The sequence below is a fragment of the Duganella sp. 1224 genome (genome assembly GCF_013408245.1).
Lineage (GTDB): Bacteria > Pseudomonadota > Gammaproteobacteria > Burkholderiales > Burkholderiaceae_D > Rugamonas.
This window is the reverse complement of sequence record NZ_JACBYS010000014.1, coordinates 1-22,523: the sequence shown is the minus strand read 5'-3', so window position 1 is coordinate 22,523 and position 22,523 is coordinate 1. Positions and strand designations below refer to the sequence as shown.

The following is a 22,523-nucleotide window of genomic DNA, read 5'->3' as shown; positions in this document are numbered from 1 at the left end:
TAGTGCTGCAACCAGTGTGAAAGTAGGTTATCGTCAAGCTAGTTATTTAGAAAAAGCCCGTTCAGGTAAAGCCTGAGCGGGCTTTTTTGCGTTTGTCATCGGCGTGTCACGCAACGCCGCTAAGCTTGCTGGTCTTATAATTATCAGGGATCAGCAATGAAAAAGTTTGCCTTGGCATCGCTCGCGGTGTTCTCCGTGCTGGCCGGTTGCGGCGGCGATACCCAGCAGCCTAAAACACCCGTCACCGGCACCTTCCTGGATGGCGCGGTAGAGAACCTGGATTATGTGGCCGGCACCGCCGCCAAGGCCACGACCAACGCCAAGGGCGAATTCACCTGCTACGCTGGCGACACGGTCAGCTTCAGCATCGGCGGCATAGCGCTGGGCAGCGCGCCGTGCGCCGCCACCGTCACGCCGCTGCAGCTGGCCGGCGTGACCGACGTCAAGGACGTCAAAGTCGTCAACCGCCTGCTGGCCCTGCAATTGCTGGATGAAGACAGCGATCCCTCCAACGGCATCAAACTGACCGCCGACGTGAAAACCGCGCTGGCCAGCAAGAGCGCCGACTTCAGCGCCGCCGCCGCGACCTTCAACACCGCCATGGGCGATACCCTGAGCGCCGCCGGCGCCAAGTATGCCGCGCGCACCATCGACGACAGCCGCCGCGCGCTGGTGCGCGAGCACTTCGAGGACACGCTGGCCTCCAAAGTCGGTACGCCGGTCAACGAGAACTTCACCCAGACCACGCCGCTGGGCGCGGTCGCCGTCACCGTCACGCGCTACCAGGTGCAGGGCGCCAGCAGCTACTACATCCCTTACGAAGGCAGCAATGCCAAGGTGAAGGAAGACTTCCCGCTGGGCTTCCTGCCATCGTACGGTTCGTCGCTGGCCTTCAAGGGCACCAACGCCAATGGCGACCTGGAGTTCTACGGTCTGACCGATCGCGGCCCGAATGGCGATGGCCCCAACCTGCCATCGCTGAGCGGTTCCGGCACCACCGGCGCCAAGATCTTCCCGTCGCCGAGCTTTGCGCCGGCGTTTGGCGTGATCACCGTCGGCAAGAGCGGCGCAGTGCTGACGTCGTCGACGCCGATCAAGGCGTCGGCCACGGTCAAGACCTCCGGCCTGGCGATTCCGCCGGGTACGGTCGGCAATTCGGCCGAGCTGCCGGTACTGGACGAGATGAAGTACAACGCCAACAGCAAGGCCACGTTTGACGCCAACGGCCTCGATACGGAAGCCATCGTCGTCGATAAGAAGCGCAACGTGCTGTGGGTGTCGGATGAATACGGTCCGTTCGTGGTCAAGATCGACCCGGCCACCGGCATCATCCTGAACAAGTACGCGCCGGGCACGGGGCTGCCGGACATCTTCCTCAAGCGCCGCGCCAACCGCGGCATGGAGGGTCTGGCGCTGGACACCAGCACCGACAAGCTGCACGGCTTCCTGCAAAGCCCGCTGAGCGATGGCAGCACGCCTTACACGGTCACCGGCAAGAACGAGCTGGTCGAACGCTATGCGCGCTTCACCCGCTGGACCGAGTTCGATCCAACCACCGGCAAGGCTGGCAAGATGTACGCCTATCCGCTGGACGCGGCCGATTACCAGGACGGCCGCACCGGCAACGCCAAGCTGGGCGACGTGGTCGCACTGGGCAATGGCAAGTTCATCGTCATCGAGCAGGGCGCGGCGCCGAGCGGCAAGGTGTTCAACAAGCTGATGCTGGTGGAGATCGGCAACGCCACCGATATTTCGGCGGCTGCCTTCAATGCCACCACCTCCGACCTGGAGAAGAGCAGCATGGGCGGTGCGGCCGTCAACGGCGCCGACTGGAAGGCCGTGACCACGCTGAAGAAAACCCTGCTGCTGGACCTGAACGCCATCGGCTGGCTGGCGGAAAAAGCGGAGGGCATGACCATCGTCGACGCCAACACCATCGCGCTGGTCAACGACAACGACTTCGGCCTGAAGACCAAGGTATTCGACGCCAGCGGCAAGGCGATCGAGGATGCCGACGTCACCAAGTGCAATATCGATGCCAACGGCGTCATCATCACCAGCAGCGCGGCCGGCTGCAACGCCGCCAACAGCATCCGCGTGGCGCGCGGCACCGACGTCGAGCGTCCAAGCCGCCTGTGGCTGATCAAGTTCGGCAAGGCGCTGACCACGTTCTAAGGCGCCCGCGGCGGCGTTCCGTCACATCACTGTCACAAGCTTGTAATAACTCTATGGGATATTAAAAGTTTGCTCACAATGATAACGGGACGCCGCCATGCCGATCGCACTGCCAACCTCCACCTCCGCCATTCAATGCCTGCTGCTTGCCGCCTTGCCGGTGGGGATGGCGACGGCGGCCGAGTTCACCATCACCGGTAACAACACGGCGGCACAGACGCTCAACGCCGGTGAAAAAGGCACGGTGTCCGTCGGCGGCGCGCTGACTGTCTCCGGCGATGCGGTCGCCATTACCATCGCCGGTGATGGCGCCACGCTGAACAATGGCGGCAGCATCACGCAGAGCGGCAGCGGCCGCGTGATCCGCGACAGCAACGCGGTCAAGACCCTCACCATCAACAACGCCGCCGGCGCGCTGATGCAGACCGCCGACGCCGACGTGATCCAGATGAACAAGGGCAAATCCAGCGTCACGCTGAATAACTACGGTTCCCTGGTGTCGTCGAACGCCAGCGCGGGCGGCGCGCAGGCGGTGGATTTCAACGCCATCACCAGCGGCGCCAATGTGATTAACAACTACGCCGGCGGCCAGCTGCTGGCAACCAATGCCGACGCGGTGCGCACCGGCGTCAACGGCGTGGTCAACAACAGCGGCACCATCCAGTCGACGATCACCAAGTCGGATGGCAAGAGCAGCGACGGCATCGACGCGCAAAACAACGCTGGCGTACAAATCTTTAACCTGCCTGCCGGTACGATCGAAGGCGGGCGTCACGGCATTACTGGCGGCCAGCTGGATGCCGCCACCGCCTTTGCGCTAAGCGTGAACAACAGCGCCGGCGCGACCATCCGCGGCATGAACGGCTCCGGCATCAACATCGACGGCTTCAACGGCAAGCAGCTGGCCACCATCGTCAACCACGGCATCATCAGCGGCAATGGCGTGAGCGGCGATGGCGACGGCATCGATGTCGACGGCCTGGTCGACATCACCAACTACGGCACCATCCGTTCCCTCAACGCCTACAGCGCGCCGGCCGACGGCCTGGCGTACAGCGAGGGCATCAGCGCCGGCGGCGGCCGCATCGTCAACGCCGGCCTGATCGAGGGCCTGGTCGGCAGCGGCAATAGCAACGCGGTCGGCCGTGGCATCACGCTGGCCGGCAACGACCTCAGCGGCGGCGGGCGCGAGGGCCTGTACGGCGACGCCACCATCACCAATCTGGCGGGCGGCACGATCAGCGGCCAGAGCGATTCCGCCATCGTGGTGGTGGGCGCGGCCAGCGGCCATACGGTGACCGTCTACAACAACAGCGGCGCCTCGATCCTCGGCGGCGGCAGCCTCAACGCGGCCATCAAGGGCAATGCCGATAACACCAACATTGTGACCGGCGGCATCATCAACGGCGCCGGCAGCGGCCAGGCGATCGCGCTGGGCAGCGGCAGGAACAGCGTGACGATTACCGGCGGCACCATCACCGGCGCCATCGACGGCGGCAGCGGCGGCCAGAACACGCTGACGGTGGCTGTCGGCGCGGGCAACCGCTTCAGCTATGCCGGCGCCATCGCCAACTTCAGCAAGGTCGAGATCCAGAGCGGCAACGTGACGTTTTCCGGCGTCAGCAGCTACAGCGGCGCCACGCAGCTGAGCGGCGGCGTGCTGACGCTGGACGGCGCCCAGCGCCTGTCCGCCGACAGCGCGCTGATCCTCAACGGCGGCACGCTGCGCCTGGTCCACGCCGGCGCCGACGGCCAGGGATTTGCCAGCCTGTCGCTGACCGACGATTCGGCGGTGCAGCTGGGCGGCTCGTCGCTGACCTTCGGCGCGCTTGGCGCGGTGGTCAGCGGCAAGACCCTGAGCTTCACCGAGGCCGCTGGCGGCGCCTACGCCTTCCGCCTGCGCGGTGACCTGTCGTCCGACAGCAGTTTCCTGGCCCTGCTGGGCGCGATCCACATCAACGGCCTGGGCGCCACCTACGCCTATGACGGCACTTATACCCAGGTGCTGGCGGCGGTGCCCGAGCCATCCGCCTATGCCATGCTGATTGCCGGCCTGGGCCTGATGGGCATGGTGGCGCGTCGCCGCCGCAACAAGGTTTAGCCGATATCAAGGCGTGGCGGGCGCCGGGTTGCTACCTTCTCAGGGTGACCCTGGGAGGACCGCCCGATGGACTATGCGCAGCTGAAACCCGGCCGCCGTTTTGCCCCGCTGCAGAGTGTGCTGTATTACAGCCAGCGCATCGTGACCTATCCGGCGCTGCGGCGGCTGGTGGTGCGCGCGCTGAGCGGCGTGGTGCGGCTGCGTCAGGGGACCGGCAGCGAGTTGCACGCCGCCACGCCCGCTGAAGAGACGGCCCTGGGCGATCTGCGCCGCAGCGGCTACGCGCCGCTCGGCAATCTGCTGGACGGCGCGCAGTGCGACGACATCCGCGACTGGCTCAACGACAAGCTGCTGACCGACCGCGACCATCAACGGCCCGGCTTCACGCTGGCCGAGCGCGCGCCCGAGGTGCGCGTGGCCGATTATCAACTGCACGACGTGATCGCCTGTCCGCACATCCTGGCGCTGGCCAACAGTCCGCCATTGCTGGGCCTGGCCGCGCGCTACATGGGGTGCAAGCCGACCATCTCGGCGCTGGGACTGCGCTGGTCGTTTCCGGTGGCGGGCAGCGACAGCGCGCTGCAGGCCTTCCACCGCGATTCCGAGGACTGGCTGTATCTGAAGGTGCTGGTCTACCTGACCGATGTGGACGATGGCGCCGGGCCGCATGTGTTCCTGCACGGCAGCCACCTGACGCGCGCGCCGCTGCGCTTGCGCTTCTACAGCGACAGTGAAATCTCCAGCGCCCACGGCGCCGAGATGCTGCTGACCGCGCTGGGCACGCGCGGCTTCTGCTTCGCGGTGGACACCGCCGGCATCCACAAGGGCACGGCGCCGGCGCTGCAACCGCGCCTGATGCTGCAGATCCAGTATTCGCTGCTGCCCAGCTACGCCTACCGCTACGCGCCGGAGCGCTACCACGGGCCGCTGATGCTGGACCCGTACGTCAATCGCCTGATTCTTCGTCCTTCCGGTTCGCATGGCTGATGGCTTCGCCGTCGGTCTTGCGCAGGGTCCAGAAGGTGAACGACGACAGCACCGTCAGCACCGCCAGCGTGAAGAAGGCGTGGTGCAGCGCCGAGGTGATCGCCGCGCGGTTGGACTGCGGCAGGTCGCCGAGGAACCAGCCGGTGATCAGCGAGCCGGCCGCCAGGCCAAAGCTGGCCGACAGCTGCTGCATCGAGCTGGCGATGGTGCTGGCCATGCTGGAGTTGGTGCCGTCGACGTCGGCGTAGGCGATGGTGTTCATGCTGGAGAACTGCAGCGAATTGAAGAAGCCCAGGCACAGGCTGATCGTCACGATCACATACAGCGGCGTGCCTTGCTGGACAAAGGTGAACATGCTGATGGTGAGGCCGATCAGCAGCGTGTTCACGGTCAGCACCTGGCGGTAGCCGAAGCGGCCCAGCACGCGCGCGGCAATCGCCTTCATGCCCATGGCGGCCGCCGCCGACGGCATCATCAGCAGGCCCGATTGCCAGGCCGGCAGGCCGAGGCCCAGCTGGTACAGCAGCGGCAGCAGGAACGGCAGACCACCGACGCCGATGCGCGTGATGAAGCCGCCCGCCACCGACACCCGGAAGGTACGGATCTTGAACAGCGCCAGGCGCAGCAGGGGGAACTCGGCGTCCCTGGCGTGCCATCCATAAGCGGCCAGCAGCGCGCAGGCGATGAACAGCAGCACCGAGGCCGAGGTCACGTCCAGCTTGTGTTCGCCGAACACCTCCAGCAGCCATGACAGCAGCGCGATGCCGGTGCCGAACAACACCAGGCCGATGAAGTCCAGCGGCCGGGTGTTCTCTTCCTTGTAGTCCGGCATATGCTTGTGCGCGAGGTACAGCGCCACCAGCGCCACCGGCACGTTGATGAAGAAGATGTCGCGCCACGTCAGCCAGTGCACGATCAGGCCGCCGATGGTGGGGCCCAGCAGCGGTCCGATGAGCGCGGGGATGATGATGAAGTTCATCGCCGCCAGCAGCTCGTTCTTGGGGAAGGTGCGGACCACGGTCAGGCGCCCGACCGGCATCATCATCGCCGCGCCGAAGCCCTGCAGCAGCCGTGACGCCACCAGCATCGGCGAATTGACGGAGAGGCCGCACAGCACCGAGGCGATGGTGAAAATGGCAATCGCGGTCATGAACACGCGGCGCGTGCCGAAGCGGTCCGCCATCCAGCCGCTGACGGGAATCGACACGGCGAGGCTGAGAATGTAGCTGGTGACGACCGCCTTCAGGCTCAGTGGCGTGACTTGCAGACTGGCCGCCATCGCGGGGATGGCGGTGTTGACAACGGTGGAGTCCAGCTGCTCCATGAACAGGGTGGTGGCGACCACCCAGGGCAGGTAGCGCTTGGCGGAGGCGGTGGCAATGGGATTCATACCCAGGATTGTCACACAAAACAAACACAGTCGTCATAAGGGTGTCACGTTTGGAGCGTAAGTTGCGCACAACGCCAGATCCTAAGGGGAGTAGACATGGAGCGCATGCCGCCACGCCGCACCTTTATCCGCCAGATGGCCGCATCGACAGCGCTGCTGGGCGTTGGCGCGGCGGGATTGAGCGGCTGTACCAGCACCGCCTCCGGCATGGCCGATGGCGTGGCCGCGGGCTTTCGTCATGGCGTGGCGAGCGGCGACCCGCTGAGCGACCGCGTGATCCTGTGGACGCGCGTGACGCCGGCGCACGCGGGCGATATCGCGGTGCGCTGGCAGATGGCCACCGACCCGGCCATGCAGCAGGTCATCGCGCAGGGCAGCGTGGTCACGTCGGCGCAGCAGGATTACACGGTCAAGGTGGACGCGGCCGGCCTGCTGCCGGGGCACGTCTATTATTACCAGTTTGCGGTGGATGGCGAGAAATCGGAGGTGGGCCGCACCAAGACGCTGGCGCGCGGCGATGCGCGACAGGTGCGGCTGGCGGTGTTCTCGTGCTCGAACTACCCGGCCGGCTACTTCAACGTGTATGCCGACGCGGCGCGCCAGAACGACATCGACGCCGCGCTGCACATCGGCGACTATATCTACGAATACGAAAGCACCGGCTACGCCTGCGCCAATGCCGAGGCGCTGGGGCGCGTGTCCGAGCCGCGCGAACTGCTGCTTCGGCTGGACGACTATCGCCGCCGCTATGCGCAGTACCGTTCCGATCCCGATCTGCAGGCGGTGCACGCGGCCATGCCCTTCATCGCCGTGTGGGACGATCACGAGTTCGCCGACGATACCTGGCGCGATGGTTCGGTCGATCACAAGGCCAGCAAGTACGGGCCGTTCGCCTTGCGCAAGCAGGCGGCGCTGACCGCATATCACGAATGGATGCCGATCCGCGTGCCGGACATGGCGGCGCCGGACAAGATTTATCGCTCCTTCGACTTCGCCGGCATCGTTTCGCTGCACATGCTGGACACGCGCCTGATCGGCCGCGATCAGCAACTGATGCTGTCCTCCTACTACGACGAGCACAAACACTTCGACGTTGAAAAGTACAAGCAGGACGTGTGCTCGCCGCGCCGGCAGATGATCGGCCATGAGCAGATGGCGTGGCTGGAAGGGCAGGTCAGCCGCTCCACCGCGCGCTGGCAGATGCTGGGCCAGCAGGTGCTGATGGCGCGCATGGAATATCCGACCGCCGTGGTGATGGGCGAATGCAACCGCTCCGACTACGTGGCGCTGAAGCGGCGCGCGGCCGCCGATCCAGGCTGCGTGACCGACAAGCAGCAGCGCTGGTTGTCCGGCGCCACCTTGCCGTGCTACGTGGATTCGTGGGACGGCTATCAGGCCGACCGCGAACAGGTCTTCGAGATGATGCGGAAGCACCGCAAGAATCTGGTGGTGCTGGCCGGCGACACCCACAACGCCTGGGCCAGCGATCTGCGCGACGCGCAGGGCACCCAGGTGGGCGTGGAGTTTGCGACGGCGTCGGTGACGTCGCCAGGCATGGAGGGCGGCTACCCGGACCGCGATCCGGAGGATGTGGCGGCGATGATGGTGGACCTGATCGAACCGCTGTACTACGCCCAGACCAGCAAGCGCGGTTACATGATCGTCACCGCCAGCCATGAGCAGGTGCGCTGCGACTGGCGCTTTGTCGACACGGTGTTCAAGCACGAGTTCACGGCGGCGACGGAGCGCAGTCTGCGCGTGCTGCCGGGGCCGGGCAACCGCCGCATCGAGGAATGCCAGTCGGCTTAAGCGGCCGGCTGGTCCCAGCGGTTTTCGTACAGGATGTCGCTGAGCGGGCGGCGCTGGTCCCACTTTTCCAGTTCCAGCATCGGCGCGGTGTAAAACTCGTGCACGTGGCCCACGCATAGCAAGGCGATCGGCTGGCTGCCGTCCGGCATGCCGACGATGTCGCGCAGCCGCTGTGGATCGAACATCGACACCCAGCCGGTGCCGATGCCTTCCGCGCGCGCGGCAAGCCAGAAGTTTTGTAGCGCGCAGGCGGCGGAGGCCAGGTCCATTTCGGGCATGGTGCGGCGGCCGAAGATGTATTGATCGCGCTTGTCGATCAGGCCCACCACCAGCACCTCCGCGCATTCGAGGATGCCTTCCACCTTGAGCTTCATGAAATCGTCGGCGCGCTTGCCCAGCGCGTCGGCGGTCTGGATGCGCTCTTCATTCACGTGCTGGTGGATGCGGGCGCGCAGCGCGCTGTCGGTGATGCGGATGAAGCGCCAAGGCTGCATGTAACCGACGCTGGGGCCATTGTGCGCGGCGCCGATAAAGCGTTGCAGCTGGCCCGGTTCCAGCGGCCCCGGTTTGAAGTGGCGCACATCGCGGCGTTCGCGGATGGCGCGGTAGACGCCGTCGATTTCGGCGGCGGAGTAAGCGTGCGGATTCATTTCAGTGCGATCAGTGCGTCCAGGAGTGGTTGCGTGGCGTCGGCGATGCGATTTAGGCTGGCTTCGCGCAGGGCGGAGGTGTCCACCGTGTGGTCCGAGTCGAGGCCGGCCCAGCGCAGCAGGGCGCTGATGGCTTGCGGTGTATCGAACAGCCCATGCAGGTAGGTGCCGAGGATCTGGCCGTCGTCCGACTGTGCGCCTTCCGGGCGGCCGTCGATGCGGAAGGCCGGCCTGGCGAGCGCGCCGCCGGTGGAAACGCCCATGTGGATTTCATAGCCGCTGACCGGTGCCGGCTCATCGCCGAAGGCGCAGGTGCCGTGTACTTGCGCCAGCCGTTTTTCCGGGCGCATTTCGGTGGCCATGTCCAGCAGGCCCAGGGCGGGCGACGCGCCGGCCTTGCCGTCCATGCCCAGCGGATCGGTCACTTCGCGGCCCAGCATCTGAAAGCCGCCGCAGATGCCGATCACTTTGCCGCCGTAGCGCAGGTGGCGCTGGATGTGCGGCTCCCAGCCTTGCGCGCGCAACCAGGCCAGGTCGCCGCGCGTGTTCTTGCTGCCGGGGAGGATGATCAGGTCCGCCTGCGGTATCGGCTGGCCTTCGCGCACGAAGCGCAGGTCGACGTCCGGATGGGCGCGCAGCGCGTCGAAGTCGGTGTGGTTGCTCATGCGCGGCATGCTGGGAACGACGACGCGGAAGGCGCCGCGCACAGCCTGCACCGGCTGCACCGCGTCCTCGGCGTCGAGGAACAGGCCATGCAGGTAGGGCAGCACCGCCAGCACCGGCTTGCCGGTCTGCTGTTCCAGCCAGTCCAGTCCCGGCTCCAGCAGCTTGATGTCGCCGCGGAAGCGGTTGATGACGAAGCCGATGGTGCGGCGCCGTTCACTCTCCGACAGGCAGGCCAGCGTACCGACGATGTGGGCGAACACGCCGCCACGGTCGATGTCCGCCACCAGCACCACCGGGCAGTCGACCTTTTCGGCGAAGCCCATGTTGGCGATGTCGCGCGCGCGCAGGTTGATTTCAGCCGGGCTGCCGGCACCTTCCACCATTACGCAGTCGTATTGCCGCAGCAGGCGTTGATGCGATTCCAGCACCGCTTCCATGGCCACGGTCTTGTACTGGTGGTAGTCACGCGCGTTCATCTCGGCGCGCACCTTGCCGTGGATGATGACCTGGGCGCCGATGTCGCTCGATGGCTTGAGCAGGATCGGGTTCATGTCGGTGTGCGGCGCCACGCCGGCGGCGATGGCTTGCAGCGCCTGGGCGCGGCCGATTTCGCCGCCGTCCGCCGTGACGGCGCTGTTGAGCGCCATGTTCTGCGGCTTGAACGGCGTCACGCGCACGCCGCGCCGCTTAAGGAGGCGGCACAGCGCCGCCACCACCGTGCTTTTGCCGGCGTCCGAGGTGGTCCCCTGAATCATCAGGGTGGTGTAGGGGAAGGACATATCAGTTCTTGCGGTGCTGGCGGGCTTCGTCGATCTTTTCGCACAGCGCCTTGGTGCCGGCCACCATGCGCGGGCCGGCGCGGTTCAGCAGGTCGCCGTCCAGCCGGAACAGGTTGTTCTTCTGGACCGCCAGCAGCGTGCCGTAGGGCTTCCACAGGTCGATGCTGCCGTAATCTTTTTCGCTGGTGCCGAGGATGGCCTCCGGATTCGCCTGCAGCACCGCTTCGATGCTGACCACCGGCGCGGTCACCTTCTGGTCGGCGAAGATGTTGACGCCGCCGCACAGGCGGATCGCATCGCTGACGATGGATTTGCCGTTCAGCGTGTAGAGCGGTTTGTCCCATACCTGGTAGAACAGGCGCACCGGCGGGCGGTTGGCGTATTGCCTGGTCAGCGCGGCGAACTGCTGGCGGATGTCGGCGGCGGCGGGATTGGCCACGGCCTCGGTGCCCATCAACTGGCCAAGGCGCTCGACGTTGTCGGCGATGCCTTCCAGCTTGGTCGGTTCGCTGTGGAAGATCGGGATGCCCAGCTTGCGCAGGCCTCCAATCTGCCGCTCAAAGCCGCCGTGCAGCCAGATGACGATCAGGTCCGGCTTCATCGCGGCCACGCGCTCCATGTCGATCAGGCGATTGTCGCCGACGCGCGGGATCTTTTTGGCGGCTTCCGGATAATCGCTGTAGGTGACGGCGCCGACGATCTTGTCGCCCGCGCCGGCGGCGAACAGCAGCTCCGTCACGTGCGGCGCCATGGCGATGACGCGCTGTGCCGGCTTGGGCAGCGTAACGACATTGCCGTCATCGTCGCGCACAGTGACCGGGGCTGCCGACGCGCTGGTGGCCGCAGTTGCCGCCAGCAGCGCGCCGGTGGCCAGGCGCATGGCCAACGAGGCCGGGCGGCGCCGCGTGATCGTGTTGTTGTTCATCGTTTGCTCCATTCGTTGAATGCTGCTTGCAGGCGCTGCCAGCCCGCTTCGTCCGGCGGCAGGCCAAGGCGGATGCCGCGTGCCGCGTGTGTAAAAAGTCGTACCCAGATGCCGCGCTCCGCCATGTGCTGCCAGAAGGCTTCCGGCTCCGCTTCGGCCCACCACTGGAACAGCGGCGTGCCGCCCGACTGGATGCCGTGCGCGCCTAGCAGCCCGCGCAACCGCTGGCCGCTGGCGTGCAGTTCCTCGCGCGTGCTGGCCTGCCAGGCGCTGTCGGTCAGCGCCGCAATGGCGATCTGCTGCGCCGGGCCGCTGATGGTCCAAGGCCCCAGCAGGTCGCCCAGGTCGCGCAGCAGGTCCGGCTGCGCGCCGACGAAGCCGAGGCGGATGCCGGCCAGGCCAAAGAATTTGCCGACCGAGCGCAATACGATCAATCCCGGCCGCGCCGTATGGGCGGCCACGCTGTTGTCCCGCGCCGTATCGCCAAACGCCTCGTCCACCACCAGCCAGCCGCCGCGCGCGGCCAGTTGGTCAGCCCATTCCAGCAGCTGCGCGGCCGACACCACCGCACCGGTAGGATTGTTGGGATTGACGACCACCAGCACATCGTTGTGGTCGATGGCCGCCGCCAGCTCGCCGTATGGTGTCAGCGTTATCGTATGGCCATGGCCAGCCCAGTGGTGGGCATGTTCGGCGTAGGACGGCGCGCTGACCGCGACCCGCGACGGCTTGCGCAGGCGGGGCAACGCCTGGATGGCCGCCTGGGTGCCAGCCACCGGCAGCATCCGCGGTGCGCCGTAGAAGGCTTGCGCCGCCGCGACCAGCGCCGGATCAGGCTCCGGCAGGCGATGCCACGCATTGTCCGCTACCTGCGGCGCCGGATACCAGCGCGGATTGATGCCGGTCGACAGGTCAAGCCAGTCATCGCGGCCGAAGCGCTTCGCGGCGTCGCGCAGATTGCCGCCGTGTTCAAGCATGGGCAAGCTCCATCAGCACCGCCACGGCGCCGGCGACCGCCAGCCACAGCACCGTGGTGCGCGCGACCAGCTTCCAGGCGCGTTGAATGTCAGCGCCGATGGCCGGCGGCCCGTCGCCCAGCGTCGGACGGTATTCGACTTCTCCGTGATAAATCGCCGCGCCACCCAGCTGTACGCCCAGCGCGCCGGCACCGCTGGACATTACCGGGCCGGCGTTCGGGCTATCCCATGCCGGTGCTTGCGCGCGCCAGCACTGCCATGCGCGTCGCTTGCCTTGCAGGCCAGGCGCCAGCAGCACGTAGGACAAAGCGGTCAGGCGCGCCGGGATGTAATTGAGCGCATCGTCAATGCGCGCGGCGGCGCAGCCGAATTGCAGGAAGCGCGGCGTACGATAGCCCCACATCGCATCCAGCGTGTTCGCCATGCGGAACAGCACCGCGCCGGGGCCGCCTCCGATCATGAACCAGAACAGCGTGCCGAATACCGCGTCGTTGCCGTTCTCCAGCAGCGATTCGGCGCTGGCCTTGGTCAGCTCCACCTCGCTGGCGCTGGTGGTATCGCGGCTGACGATGTACGAAGTGAGGCGGCGTGCGCCCGGCAGGTCGTGCCGCGCCAGCGCGTCGGCGATCGGCAGGTTATGGTCGCGCAGGCTGCGCATGCCAAGGCAGACATACAGCATGAGCACATGCGCGGCGGCTTGCGCCAGCGGCATGGCCAGCGCCCACACCAGCAACGCGGCCAATGCGGTGATCGGCAGCACGGCCAGCATCCACGCCAACACACCAACGGCACGGGCGAAGCGCTGGCCGTTGCGGTTCAGGCCGCGCTCCAGCGCAATCGCCCAGTTGCCGAAACCGACCAGCGGGTGCCAGCGGCGCACTTCGCCCCACCACAAGTCCAGCAGCACACCCGCCACCATCAACAGCGCGATGGCGGAAAAGCTCAATCCACTCAGCACAGTTATCCTTTTAAGACCAGCGGCAGGCCGGCGGCCACAAACACCGCGCGGTCGCAGATGGCGGCCACGGATTGGTTCAGGCGTCCCTGCTCATCCATGAAGCAGCGCGACACCGCGCCCATCGGCATGATGCCCAGGCCTACTTCGTTCGACACCAGCACGACGTCGCTGGCGCACTTGGTCAGCGCGCTGGCCAGCATGTCCTGCTGCTCGTGGAACAGCGCCGGCAGCGTGATCTCGCCGACGTCGGGATATTCCTGGCCGCCGCTGAACAGCAGGTTGCTGAGCCACAGCGTCAGGCAGTCGACCATGATCAGGCGTTCCGGCGACGACCAGCGCAACAGCTGATTGCCCAATGCCAGAGGTTCCTCGACCGTGGTCCATTCGGCCGGCCGGGTGGCGCGGTGATGCGCGATGCGGGCGGCCATCTCGCCATCGCCGGCGGTGGCGGTGGCGATGTAAATCACTTCCTTGCCCGATTCGGCGGCCAGGCGCTCGGCGTAAGCGCTTTTGCCCGAGCGCGCGCCGCCCAGAACCAGTGTACGTGTCATGTCTCGCTCCTCAAGAACAAGGCGGCAACGGCCGCCGGATTGGATGGGAAATAGGCGTGAAAATACGAAGCCGTCAGCGAACCTGCGCGATACCAGGCTTCGCCCTGTATAGCGGAGGGATGTTTGACAGTGTACGCCGCCGGCTCCACTTTGGTATCGAGTTTGGAGTAGTGGAAGGTGTGGCCGCGCAGGGCGCCCTGCGGCGTGGGCAATCCTTGCGGTCCGAGTCCCGCCAAGCGTGGCTGCATAGCCACAGCGCCCGGCAGCAGACCGGCCATATTCCATACCGCGCCACCCTGATCGGCCAGCGTATCGGCCAGCGCCATCATGCCGCCGCATTCGGCGACAATCGGTTTGCCAGCCGCGTGGGCGGCGCGGATCGACGCCTGCCACGCCGAGGCTTGCGACAGCCGTTCTGCATGCAGCTCGGGATAGCCGCCCGGCAGGTAGACCGCATCGGCCGTCGCCGGCACCGGCTCGTCGGCCAGCGGCGAGAAGAACGTCAGCGTCGCGCCGAGCGCGCGCAATGTGTCGACATTGGCCGGATAGAGGAACATGAAGGCGGCGTCGCGGGCGATGGCGATGGTTTTGCCGGCCAGCGCCGGCGGCGCGGTCGCGGCGGCCGGCGCTGGCGCGAACGCCACATCGCGCAGCTTGTCCCAGGCCGCTTGGTCGAACGCCAGTTGGTCGGCCAGCGCGTCGAGCAACTGGTCGATATCGCCGACTTCACCCGGCAGCACCAGGCCCAGGTGGCGCTCCGGCAGCGAGCGCGCTTGCTTGGGCAGCGTGGCAAACAGCGGGATGTCGCGCAGCGAGGTGGCGACAATTTTCGCGTGACCTTCGCTGGCGATGCGGTTGGCGATGACACCAGCCATCTCCACCGGCCCATAGTCGCGCAGGCCATGAACCAGCGCGCCGGCGGTTTGCGCCATCGAGCCGGCGTCGATCACCGCCATGACCGGCACGCCGAAAGCGCGCGCCAGGTCGGCGGAGGAGGGCGTGCCGTCGTACAGGCCCATGACGCCTTCGATCAGAATCACATCCGCTTCGGCGGCGGCTTGCGATAGCTGTTGCGCGCATAGCGCCTGCCCGACCATCCACAAGTCGAGCGAGCGCACCGGCGCGCCGCTGGCGCGTTCCAGCAGCATCGGGTCGATGAAGTCCGGGCCGCACTTGAACACGCGCACGCGCTTGCCCAGCCGGACCAGCTTGCGCGCCAGCGCGGCGGTGACAGTGGTCTTGCCCTGGCCCGACGAAACGGCGGCGACCAGCAGCGCCTTTACCATTCCGTGCCCGCCTGCGCGCCGATGCCGGCCTTGAAGGCGTGCTTCACCACATTCATCTCGGTGACGGTGTCGGCGATTTCGATCAGCTCCGGCGGCGCGCCACGGCCGGTAATCGCCACGTGCTGCATCGGCGGCCGCGCCAGCAGGTCGTTGATGACGGTGTCCACGTCCAGGTATTTGTATTTGAGGGCGATGTTCAGCTCATCGAACACCACCAGGCCGATAGCGGGATCGGCCAGGAAGATCCTGGCCTGTTCCCATGCCTCCTGCGCCTTGGCGATGTCGCGTTCACGGTTCTGCGTCTCCCAGGTGTAGCCTTCGCCCATGGCGTGGAAGCTGACTTCGTCCGGGAAGCGGCGCAGGAAGCGCTCTTCGCCGGTCTGCATCGCGCCCTTGATGAACTGGACCACGCCCACCTTCATGCCGTGGCCCATGGCGCGGATGGCCATGCCGAAGGCGCTGGAGCTCTTGCCCTTGCCGTTGCCGGTGTTGACGATGATGATGCCGATCTGCTTGTCGGCGGCGGCGATTTTGGCGTCGATGATGGCCTTCTTGCGTTCCATGCGCAGGCGATGGCGTTCGTTAATGTCGTCGCTCATGGCGTCTCCTCGTTGGGGATAAAGATACTGCGCTTGCCGTGCTGGATCACTTCGATCGGATGGCCGAGGTAATCGCTGAGGATAGCGGCTCGCATCACCTCCTCGCGTGGGCCGGCCAGCCAGCGGCCATCGCCCTTCAGCAGCAGCGCGTGGGTGGAGACGCTATGCGCCAGCGTCAGGTCGTGGCCGATCATGACGGCGGTCTTGCCCTGCTCGCGGCACAGGTGCGCCAGAATGTGCATCACGCTGACCTGGTGCGCCAGATCGAGCGCGTTGGCCGGCTCGTCGAGCAGCAACAGCGGCGTATCCTGCGCCAGCATGGCGGCGATGGCCACGCGCTGGCGCTCGCCGCCGGACAGCGTGCGCACGTCGCGCGCCGCCAGCTCGGCCACCTCCATCGCCTCCAGCGACTTCAACGCTATCGCGTGGTCGTCGCTGTCCTCCCAATAGCGGTTGCCGTGATAGGGGTGACGCGCCGACAGCACGGTTTCGATCACGCTGTAGGAGAAGGCATCGCTGCGGCTTTGCGCCAGGAAGGCGCGCTGGCGCGCCAGTTCTTCCAGCGGCCAGTCGGCCAGCGGGCGGCCGCCGAGCGACACGTGGCCGGCGTCGGCCGGAAGCAGGCCCGCCAGCGCGCGCATCAGGGTGCTCTTGCCGGCGCCATTGCGGCCGATGATGCTCCAGCATTCGCCTTCGCGCACCTGCCAGTCGAGATCCGTGACCAGCTGGCGCTGGCCGACACGCAGCGAGAGTTGATGGGTGCTGATCATCATTTGCGCAACCTGTGCAGCTGGTACAGGAACACCGGTGCGCCGATCAGCGCCGTCACCACGCCCACCGGCAGCTGCTGCGGCGCGATGACGGTGCGGGCCAGCGTATCGGCCAGCATCAGGAAAGCGCCGCCGCCGATGGTGGCAGCCGGGATCAGGATGCGGTGGTCGGGGCCGACCGCGAAGCGGCAGGCGTGCGGCACGATCAGGCCGACGAAGCCGATGCTGCCGGCGCTGGTGACGGCGCTGGCGGTCAGCAGGCCGGAGACGAAGAACAAGCCCTTGCGCAGCGCGCCAACGCGGATGCCCAGCGTGGCGGCGGCTTCCGCATGCAGCGCCATCACGTTCATGGCGCGCGCGCTGCGCAGCGCGAAGGCCAGCGCGGCGACCAGCACCACCCACGGCATCCAGCGCACCTGGGTGCCGGACAGGTCGCCAATGATCCAGAACACCATGCTGCGCAGGCGGCTCTCGGGCGCGATGGACAGCATCAGTGTCACCAGCGCCATGCAGGCGGAGGACAGGATGGCGCCGGTCAGCAGCAGCAAGGCGGTGCCGCCTTCGGCCGCCGTGCCGCCGCGCAGATCGCGCCGGGCCAGCACATACAGCATCATCGAAACGGCGACCGCGCCGCCAAATGCGGCGGCGTCCACCATCCAGGCGGCGCACATGAACAACAGCGCGGCCAGCGCGCCAACTGATGCGCCGGCGGACAAACCAAGCACATAGGGATCGGCGAGGGGATTGCGCAACAGCGCCTGCATCATCGCGCCGGCCAGCGACAGCGCGGCACCGGTGACAAAGGCGGAGACGGCGCGGCTCAGGCGCAGGTCGAGCAGGGTGGCGGCCAGCGATGTGGTCTGGCCATGCAGCAGCTCATTCAGCGCTGCGGGAATATCGGCAAGGGGAATCGCAACCGACCCGGTCATGCCCGAAAAGATCAGACCAGCAAACGCGAACAGCAGCAACCCGGTGAGGGTGATGGCGGCGCGCTGTCGCAGATTGCGGGAGAAAGAATGCATGCACTACTCTCAAAAAACTGCCGGGGCAGAAAATCACCCCGGCAGGTTACACCATTATTTATAGCCGTAACGGATGCCGGCAAACACTTTGGAACCCGGCGTGGCGTAGAAGCGCGCCAGATCGTACTGCTTGTCGCCGATGTTGTTCCAGCGGACCAGCGCCGACCAGTCCTGGTTGAAGGCATAGGTGGCGTACAGGTTCACCAGGCCATAGCCGCCCAGGCGGTTCTTGTTGGCGTTATCGTCAAAGCGGTCGCCCGAGAATTCCAGTTCCACACCGGTCTTCAGCGCGCCGATATGGTAGTCGGCGGTGACGTTGCCGTGCTTTTTGGCGCGGCGTTGCAGGCGCTTGCCGGTGGTGTCATCCTTCGGGTCCTGCAGGTCCAGGTTCGCGGCCAGGTTCACGCCGGCCACCTTGGTCGCCGCAGCGATGGTCACGCCCTCCAGCAACGCCTTGTTCACGTTGTAGACGCAACTGGTCTTATCGCCGGTGTAAGGGCATGGCGTGGTGGAGACCAGCAGATTGGTCAGCGCGTTGTGATAGTAGCTGGCGCTGAGCGCATTCACGCCGTCGTCCCAGCGCATGCCGATTTCCGCGTTCTTTCCTTGTTCCGGCTTGTTGGCTGGGTTGCCGTAGCCAGGGTAATACAACTCGTTGTAGGTCGGGGCGCGGAAGCTGCTGCCGTAACTGGCGGTGGCGCGTAGCTGCGGAGTGATGTCGTAACCGTAGCCGATCGAGCCGGTGTTCTTCGAGCCGTACACCGACTTGTCGCGGCGGATGCTGGCGTTCAGCAGGCTGGCGCCGCGGCGGGCATTGTACGAGGCGGCCCAGGCGTTGGTGGTGCGGTCGCGGTTCAGCGCATCGGAACCATTGGTCGATACCTCTTCCTTGCGGTGGTCGTACAGCACCTGCAGCACGTCGTCGCCAATGCGCACGTCGTTCTGCAGCGTGATGTCGGTTTGCTTGGTGTCGATGCGCGAGTAGCCGGTGGCGGCGGCGCTGCTCCAGTTCTGGCCCTTGTCCTGGCTTTCCGCATATTGCAGCAGCGTGTCGACATTCGGCAGGAACCTGGCCTTGCCGTAGACGGCGGCGGTTTCCAGTTCGGCCTTGCTGCGCACGTCGTAGGACGAGGCGCCGTTGTCGTACTGCGATTCCAGTTTACTGTGCAGGAACAGGGCGCCGGCTTCATAGCCCGGCGCGATCTGCAGGCCGAACTGGCCGGAGACGTTTTCCTTGTCGTAGCCGTCGCGGTCCGCGTTGTAGCCGCTGGCGCCCGGGCGGGTGGCCGAGAAGCCGTCCGACTTTTCCTTGCCGGCGCTGATGGCGTAGTTGAAGCTGTGCTCACCGCCGGTGGCGCCGGACAGCGTGGCATCGGCCTCGCGCGTCTTGTCGCTGCCGTAGCCGGCGAAGGCGGTGACCGCCGGCGCGCCCGCCCCCTTCTTGGTGAAGATCTGGATCACGCCGCCGATGGCGTCGGCGCCATACAGGGAGCTCAGTGGGCCGTAGACGATTTCAATATGGTCGATGGCGGTCAGCGGGATGGCGCTCCAGTTGGCGGCGCCGGTGGTCGAGGAGCCGATGCGCACGCCGTCGACCAGCACGATATTCTGGTTGCTGTTGGCACCACGGATGTACACGCTGGACGCGGTACCGGCGCCGCCGTTGCGGGCGATCTCGATGCCGCGCTGGCGCTGCAGCAGGTCGACGATGGAGCCCGCGCCCGATTCGGCGATCTGCTCCGGGCCAATGGTGATGGTGTCGCTGATGACGTTGGCCAGCGGCTGCGGCGTGCGGGTGGCGGTGACGACGATGGTGTCCGCCGGGGCGCTGATCGATTCAGCGTGGGCGTGGCCGGCGGCCATGGCGAGTGCCAGCGACGTCAAGGCCGCGGGACGGGAAATGCGAAGGGTCATGATCTGTTTTATTGTTAGTGCCAGCCGGCCGACGTCCCCGTGGGCCTGCTGTGAACAGAAGCGAGGCATCGCTTCCACCTGGTCTGGCCGGTATCCGGGCTAACAAGTCACACCGCCTTACCTTCCCATGCGCGTGGCACAGTGGTTGTCAGAGGCGGTTCGTCGCGAGACTCGGCGACACTTGCTTACCGTTGCGGGGGCAGCACACGTTGGCGTTTATATCGGCTTCGTGTTTCCCGTTTAACTGCGCGTCCGGACAGACGCGCGAGCACCAGAACCCGCACATTATACGGGGTTCAGGGTCAACATGGCACCGTAAGGGATTTGGTGACCTGCCTGCGCGGCCTGCAATGCCATCGCGGCGGGCGCCAGTCCGATGTGGCAGGCGGACAGCAAGCGCATGGCGCCAGCGTGGCAGATGATGATGGCTTGCGGGTGCTGGCGCCGCAGGTCGGCATGGAAAGCGGCGATGCGTTCGGCCATTTGCAGCACGCTTTCGCCGCCGCCGGGATGGTAGTGGACCGTGTCCGCCGCCCAGGCATCGATGTCGGCGCGCGGGATGCTGTCCCATGGCTGCATCTCCCAGGCGCCGAAGTGCAATTCCACCAGGCGGCTGTCGTAAAGCGGCGCTGGCGTCAGGCGCTCGGCGAGTTCTGCGCAGCGGCGCAGCGGGCTGGAATAGATCGGCACACCGGCCGGCAGACGCAGGGCGGCCAGCGTTTGTTCCAATTGGCCCGGCGCGATGGGCAGGTCGGTGCTGCCGTAGCAGACGCCCGGCGCCACCAGCGGCCGCGGGTGGCGGACCAGTATCAGCTTCATGCCGCCAGCGCGCCGTGCTGGAAGCTGGCCAGCACGCCCAGGTAGATCACGACTTCCGTGACCTGCTGGACGGCGCCGAGGCAGTCGCCCGTGTAGCCGCCGATGCGGCGCACGCATTTACGCGCCAACCACAGTGCGGCAATGGCGGCGGCGAGAGCGCCGGCGATCAACGCCGAGGGCGGCAGCCAGCGCAACGCGACGACGGCCAGCGCGGGCAGGGCGGCGGTGATGGCGGCGATCAGGAATTCAACACCGCGCATTTTTTGCGCCAGCGGCTTGGCTTTGCCTTCGGCGCGCGCGTAGTCCAGGCGCCAGATCAGCGAGGTTGCCATCAGTCGCGACAGGGGATGCGCCACGAGCAGCGCGCCGATGGCGGCCAGCGGCGGCAGCATGGACAGCGTCACCAGCTTGAGGCCCAGCAGGCAGACAATGCCGATCGCGCCGTAGGCGCCGATGCGCGAGTCCTTCATGATTTCCAGCACCCGCTCCGGTGTCATGCCGCCGCCGAAGCCGTCGCACATGTCGGCAAAGCCGTCTTCGTGGAAGGCGCCGGTGGCGTAGATGCCCGCCGCCGTGGAGATGACCACCGCCACCGGCGCAGGCAAGAAGCACGCCGCCAGCGCGTAGGCCGCGCCGGTGATCAGCGCCACCACCACGCCCACCAGCGGGAAATAGCGCGAGGCCTGGTTCAGCCACGCCGGATCAAAACCGACCCAGCGCGGGATCGGCAGGCGGGTGAAGAACTGCAGCGCGGTGAAGAAGAGGCGCAGCTGGCGCATGCTTACTCGGACTTTTCGCTGACCTGGGCCGATTCAAACGTGGCCATCTGGTTCAGGAAGTTGACGGCGGCGTGCAGCAGCGGCAGCGCCAGCGCGCAGCCGGTGCCTTCCCCGAGGCGCAGGCCGAGGTTCAGCAGCGGCTTGGCGCACAGCGCGTCCAGCATCTGTTTATGGCCGTTTTCGTCGGAACAGTGGGCGAACACGCAGTAGTCCAGGATCGCCGGCTGCATGCGGGCGGCGACCAGCAGCGCGCTGGTGACGATGAAGCCGTCGATCAGCAGGACTTTGCGCAGCTCGGCGGCCTTCAACATGGCGCCGGCCATCATGGCGATTTCCAGGCCGCCGAAAGTGGCCAGCACGTCCGCCGGTGCGCTGGCTTGTGCGTGCCTGGCGACGGCCGCTTCGATCACGCGCTGCTTGTGCAGGATGCCTTCGGCCGACAGGCCGGTGCCGGCGCCGACGCACTGTGCGACCGGGATGCCGGTCAGCTTGTGCATCAACGCGGCGGCGGCGGTGGTGTTACCGATACCCATTTCGCCGAAGCCGAGCACATTGCCTTCCAGTCCGGCCGCCAGCGCGGCGCCGGCAGCCAGCGCGGTCTGGCACAGGTCGTGGCTCATGGCCGGTTCATGCGCGAAGTTGCGGGTGCCGTGCGCGAGCTTGCGGTCGGTCAGGCCGTCGCGCGGGCCGAAGTCGTGGTTGACGCCGGCGTCGATGACGCGCAGTTCGCAGTTATTTTGCGTGGCGAAGACGTTGATGGCGGCGCCGCGCGCCAGGAAGTTTTCGACCATTTGCCAGGTCACGTCCTGCGGATAGGCGGATATGCCTTCGGCCACCACGCCGTGGTCGGCGGCGAACACTAATATGGTGGGCTTGATCAGCGCCACATTGCGGGTGTTCTGGATCAGGCCGATTTGTTTGGCCAGCGCTTCCAGCACGCCCAGGCTGCCCAGCGGCTTGGTCTTGTTATTAATAGCGTTGTCGAGCTGGGCGGCGAGCGCGTCGTTATGAATAGAAGTGATGGACATGGAGCAGCGTAGTGAATCAAAGAATTTCACATTCTACCCTTGCCAGACCGGCTTGCCCTTGTTATGATTCTGTCCCTCGCGAAACGACGCAGACGCTGCAAAGCGAAACGAAGAAAAGCGAGGGCTTGACGAGATGTACGAAACACTTCATAATCTCGCTTCTGTGCTGATGAACAAAACGCTTCTTCAGCGAGCTGTACAAGATCTTTAAAAAGTTAACAGTTGATAAGTGTGGGCATTTGGTGCTGCAACAAAAAGCATTAAATGCTCAACAAGAAATACTGTCAGTATTTTGAGTGAGCGAACCATACCGGTAAAACGGTATCAAACAGAGATTA

General features: G+C 66.1%; 19 protein-coding genes and 1 riboswitch. Of the genes, 4 read left to right on the top strand and 15 right to left on the bottom strand.

What is annotated here, in order from left to right; all coding sequences use genetic code 11:
• The first annotated feature begins 156 nt into the window (after positions 1-156).
• From FHW58_RS27190 to FHW58_RS27180, 3 genes are all read left to right on the top strand, one after another.
• Positions 157-2,175, top strand: a complete 2,019-nt coding sequence (locus FHW58_RS27190) for an esterase-like activity of phytase family protein (RefSeq protein ID WP_179676322.1) — start codon at positions 157-159, stop codon at positions 2,173-2,175.
• A gap of 97 nt (positions 2,176-2,272) precedes the next feature.
• Entirely contained in the window at positions 2,273-4,276 is a 2,004-nt protein-coding gene (locus FHW58_RS27185) for an FxDxF family PEP-CTERM protein (RefSeq protein WP_179676321.1), read from the top strand.
• Between the two features lie 66 nt (positions 4,277-4,342).
• Positions 4,343-5,263, top strand: coding sequence for a phytanoyl-CoA dioxygenase family protein (locus FHW58_RS27180; protein ID WP_179676320.1), 921 nt, complete (start codon positions 4,343-4,345; stop codon positions 5,261-5,263).
• Here FHW58_RS27180 and FHW58_RS27175 read toward each other — a convergent pair.
• On the bottom strand, positions 5,223-6,653 hold the full coding sequence (locus tag FHW58_RS27175; RefSeq protein WP_179676319.1) for a DHA2 family efflux MFS transporter permease subunit: 1,431 nt from the start codon (positions 6,651-6,653) through the stop codon (positions 5,223-5,225). The genes FHW58_RS27180 and FHW58_RS27175 overlap by 41 nt on opposite strands.
• A gap of 96 nt (positions 6,654-6,749) precedes the next feature.
• On the opposite strand from FHW58_RS27175, the gene FHW58_RS27170 reads away from it, so the two are divergent.
• Positions 6,750-8,462 carry an alkaline phosphatase gene (locus FHW58_RS27170; RefSeq protein ID WP_179676318.1) on the top strand — a complete coding sequence of 571 codons (1,713 nt, stop codon included), beginning with the start codon at positions 6,750-6,752 and terminating at the stop codon, positions 8,460-8,462.
• Here FHW58_RS27170 and bluB read toward each other — a convergent pair.
• The 14 genes from bluB to cobT all read right to left on the bottom strand — a co-directional run bounded on the left by bluB (position 8,459) and on the right by cobT (position 22,185).
• A complete protein-coding gene (gene bluB / locus FHW58_RS27165) occupies positions 8,459-9,112 on the bottom strand; it encodes a 5,6-dimethylbenzimidazole synthase (RefSeq protein WP_179676317.1) in 654 nt (217 codons plus the stop codon). The genes FHW58_RS27170 and bluB overlap by 4 nt on opposite strands.
• Positions 9,109-10,557 carry a cobyric acid synthase gene (locus FHW58_RS27160; protein ID WP_179676316.1) on the bottom strand — a complete coding sequence of 483 codons (1,449 nt, stop codon included), beginning with the start codon at positions 10,555-10,557 and terminating at the stop codon, positions 9,109-9,111. The genes bluB and FHW58_RS27160 overlap by 4 nt, the downstream gene beginning before the upstream one ends.
• 1 nt (position 10,558) lies before the next feature.
• Complete coding sequence (locus FHW58_RS27155) at positions 10,559-11,437, bottom strand: cobalamin-binding protein (RefSeq protein WP_229265513.1); 879 nt, start codon at positions 11,435-11,437, stop codon at positions 10,559-10,561.
• Between the two features lie 41 nt (positions 11,438-11,478).
• On the bottom strand, positions 11,479-12,459 hold the full coding sequence (gene cobD / locus FHW58_RS27150; RefSeq protein WP_179676314.1) for a threonine-phosphate decarboxylase CobD: 981 nt from the start codon (positions 12,457-12,459) through the stop codon (positions 11,479-11,481).
• A complete protein-coding gene (gene cbiB, locus FHW58_RS27145) occupies positions 12,452-13,417 on the bottom strand; it encodes an adenosylcobinamide-phosphate synthase CbiB (protein ID WP_179676313.1) in 966 nt (321 codons plus the stop codon). The genes cobD and cbiB overlap by 8 nt, the downstream gene beginning before the upstream one ends.
• Positions 13,418-13,419: 2 nt before the next feature.
• Positions 13,420-13,968, bottom strand: a complete 549-nt coding sequence (gene cobU, locus FHW58_RS27140; protein WP_179676312.1) for a bifunctional adenosylcobinamide kinase/adenosylcobinamide-phosphate guanylyltransferase — start codon at positions 13,966-13,968, stop codon at positions 13,420-13,422.
• Entirely contained in the window at positions 13,965-15,254 is a 1,290-nt protein-coding gene (locus FHW58_RS27135) for a cobyrinate a,c-diamide synthase (protein WP_179676311.1), read from the bottom strand. Before FHW58_RS27135 ends, cobU begins: the two co-directional genes overlap by 4 nt.
• Positions 15,248-15,853 (bottom strand): cob(I)yrinic acid a,c-diamide adenosyltransferase, encoded by a 606-nt coding sequence (cobO, locus tag FHW58_RS27130; protein ID WP_179676310.1) that lies wholly within the window; start codon positions 15,851-15,853, stop codon positions 15,248-15,250. Before cobO ends, FHW58_RS27135 begins: the two co-directional genes overlap by 7 nt.
• Complete coding sequence (locus FHW58_RS27125; RefSeq protein ID WP_179676323.1) at positions 15,850-16,623, bottom strand: ABC transporter ATP-binding protein; 774 nt, start codon at positions 16,621-16,623, stop codon at positions 15,850-15,852. Before FHW58_RS27125 ends, cobO begins: the two co-directional genes overlap by 4 nt.
• On the bottom strand, positions 16,623-17,645 hold the full coding sequence (locus FHW58_RS27120) for an iron ABC transporter permease (RefSeq protein ID WP_179676309.1): 1,023 nt from the start codon (positions 17,643-17,645) through the stop codon (positions 16,623-16,625). Before FHW58_RS27120 ends, FHW58_RS27125 begins: the two co-directional genes overlap by 1 nt.
• Positions 17,646-17,699: 54 nt before the next feature.
• Positions 17,700-19,559 (bottom strand): TonB-dependent receptor domain-containing protein, encoded by a 1,860-nt coding sequence (locus FHW58_RS27115; protein WP_179676308.1) that lies wholly within the window; start codon positions 19,557-19,559, stop codon positions 17,700-17,702.
• Between the two features lie 67 nt (positions 19,560-19,626).
• Positions 19,627-19,850: riboswitch (cobalamin riboswitch) on the bottom strand.
• Positions 19,845-20,378, bottom strand: a complete 534-nt coding sequence (locus FHW58_RS27110) for a histidine phosphatase family protein (RefSeq protein WP_179676307.1) — start codon at positions 20,376-20,378, stop codon at positions 19,845-19,847. It overlaps the preceding riboswitch by 6 nt.
• Positions 20,375-21,157 carry an adenosylcobinamide-GDP ribazoletransferase gene (locus FHW58_RS27105; RefSeq protein ID WP_179676306.1) on the bottom strand — a complete coding sequence of 261 codons (783 nt, stop codon included), beginning with the start codon at positions 21,155-21,157 and terminating at the stop codon, positions 20,375-20,377. The genes FHW58_RS27110 and FHW58_RS27105 overlap by 4 nt, the downstream gene beginning before the upstream one ends.
• A 2-nt stretch (positions 21,158-21,159) precedes the next feature.
• Positions 21,160-22,185: a nicotinate-nucleotide--dimethylbenzimidazole phosphoribosyltransferase gene (cobT, locus tag FHW58_RS27100; RefSeq protein WP_179676305.1), complete on the bottom strand. Its 1,026-nt coding sequence runs from the start codon at positions 22,183-22,185 to the stop codon at positions 21,160-21,162.
• Between the last annotated feature and the right edge of the window lie 338 nt (positions 22,186-22,523).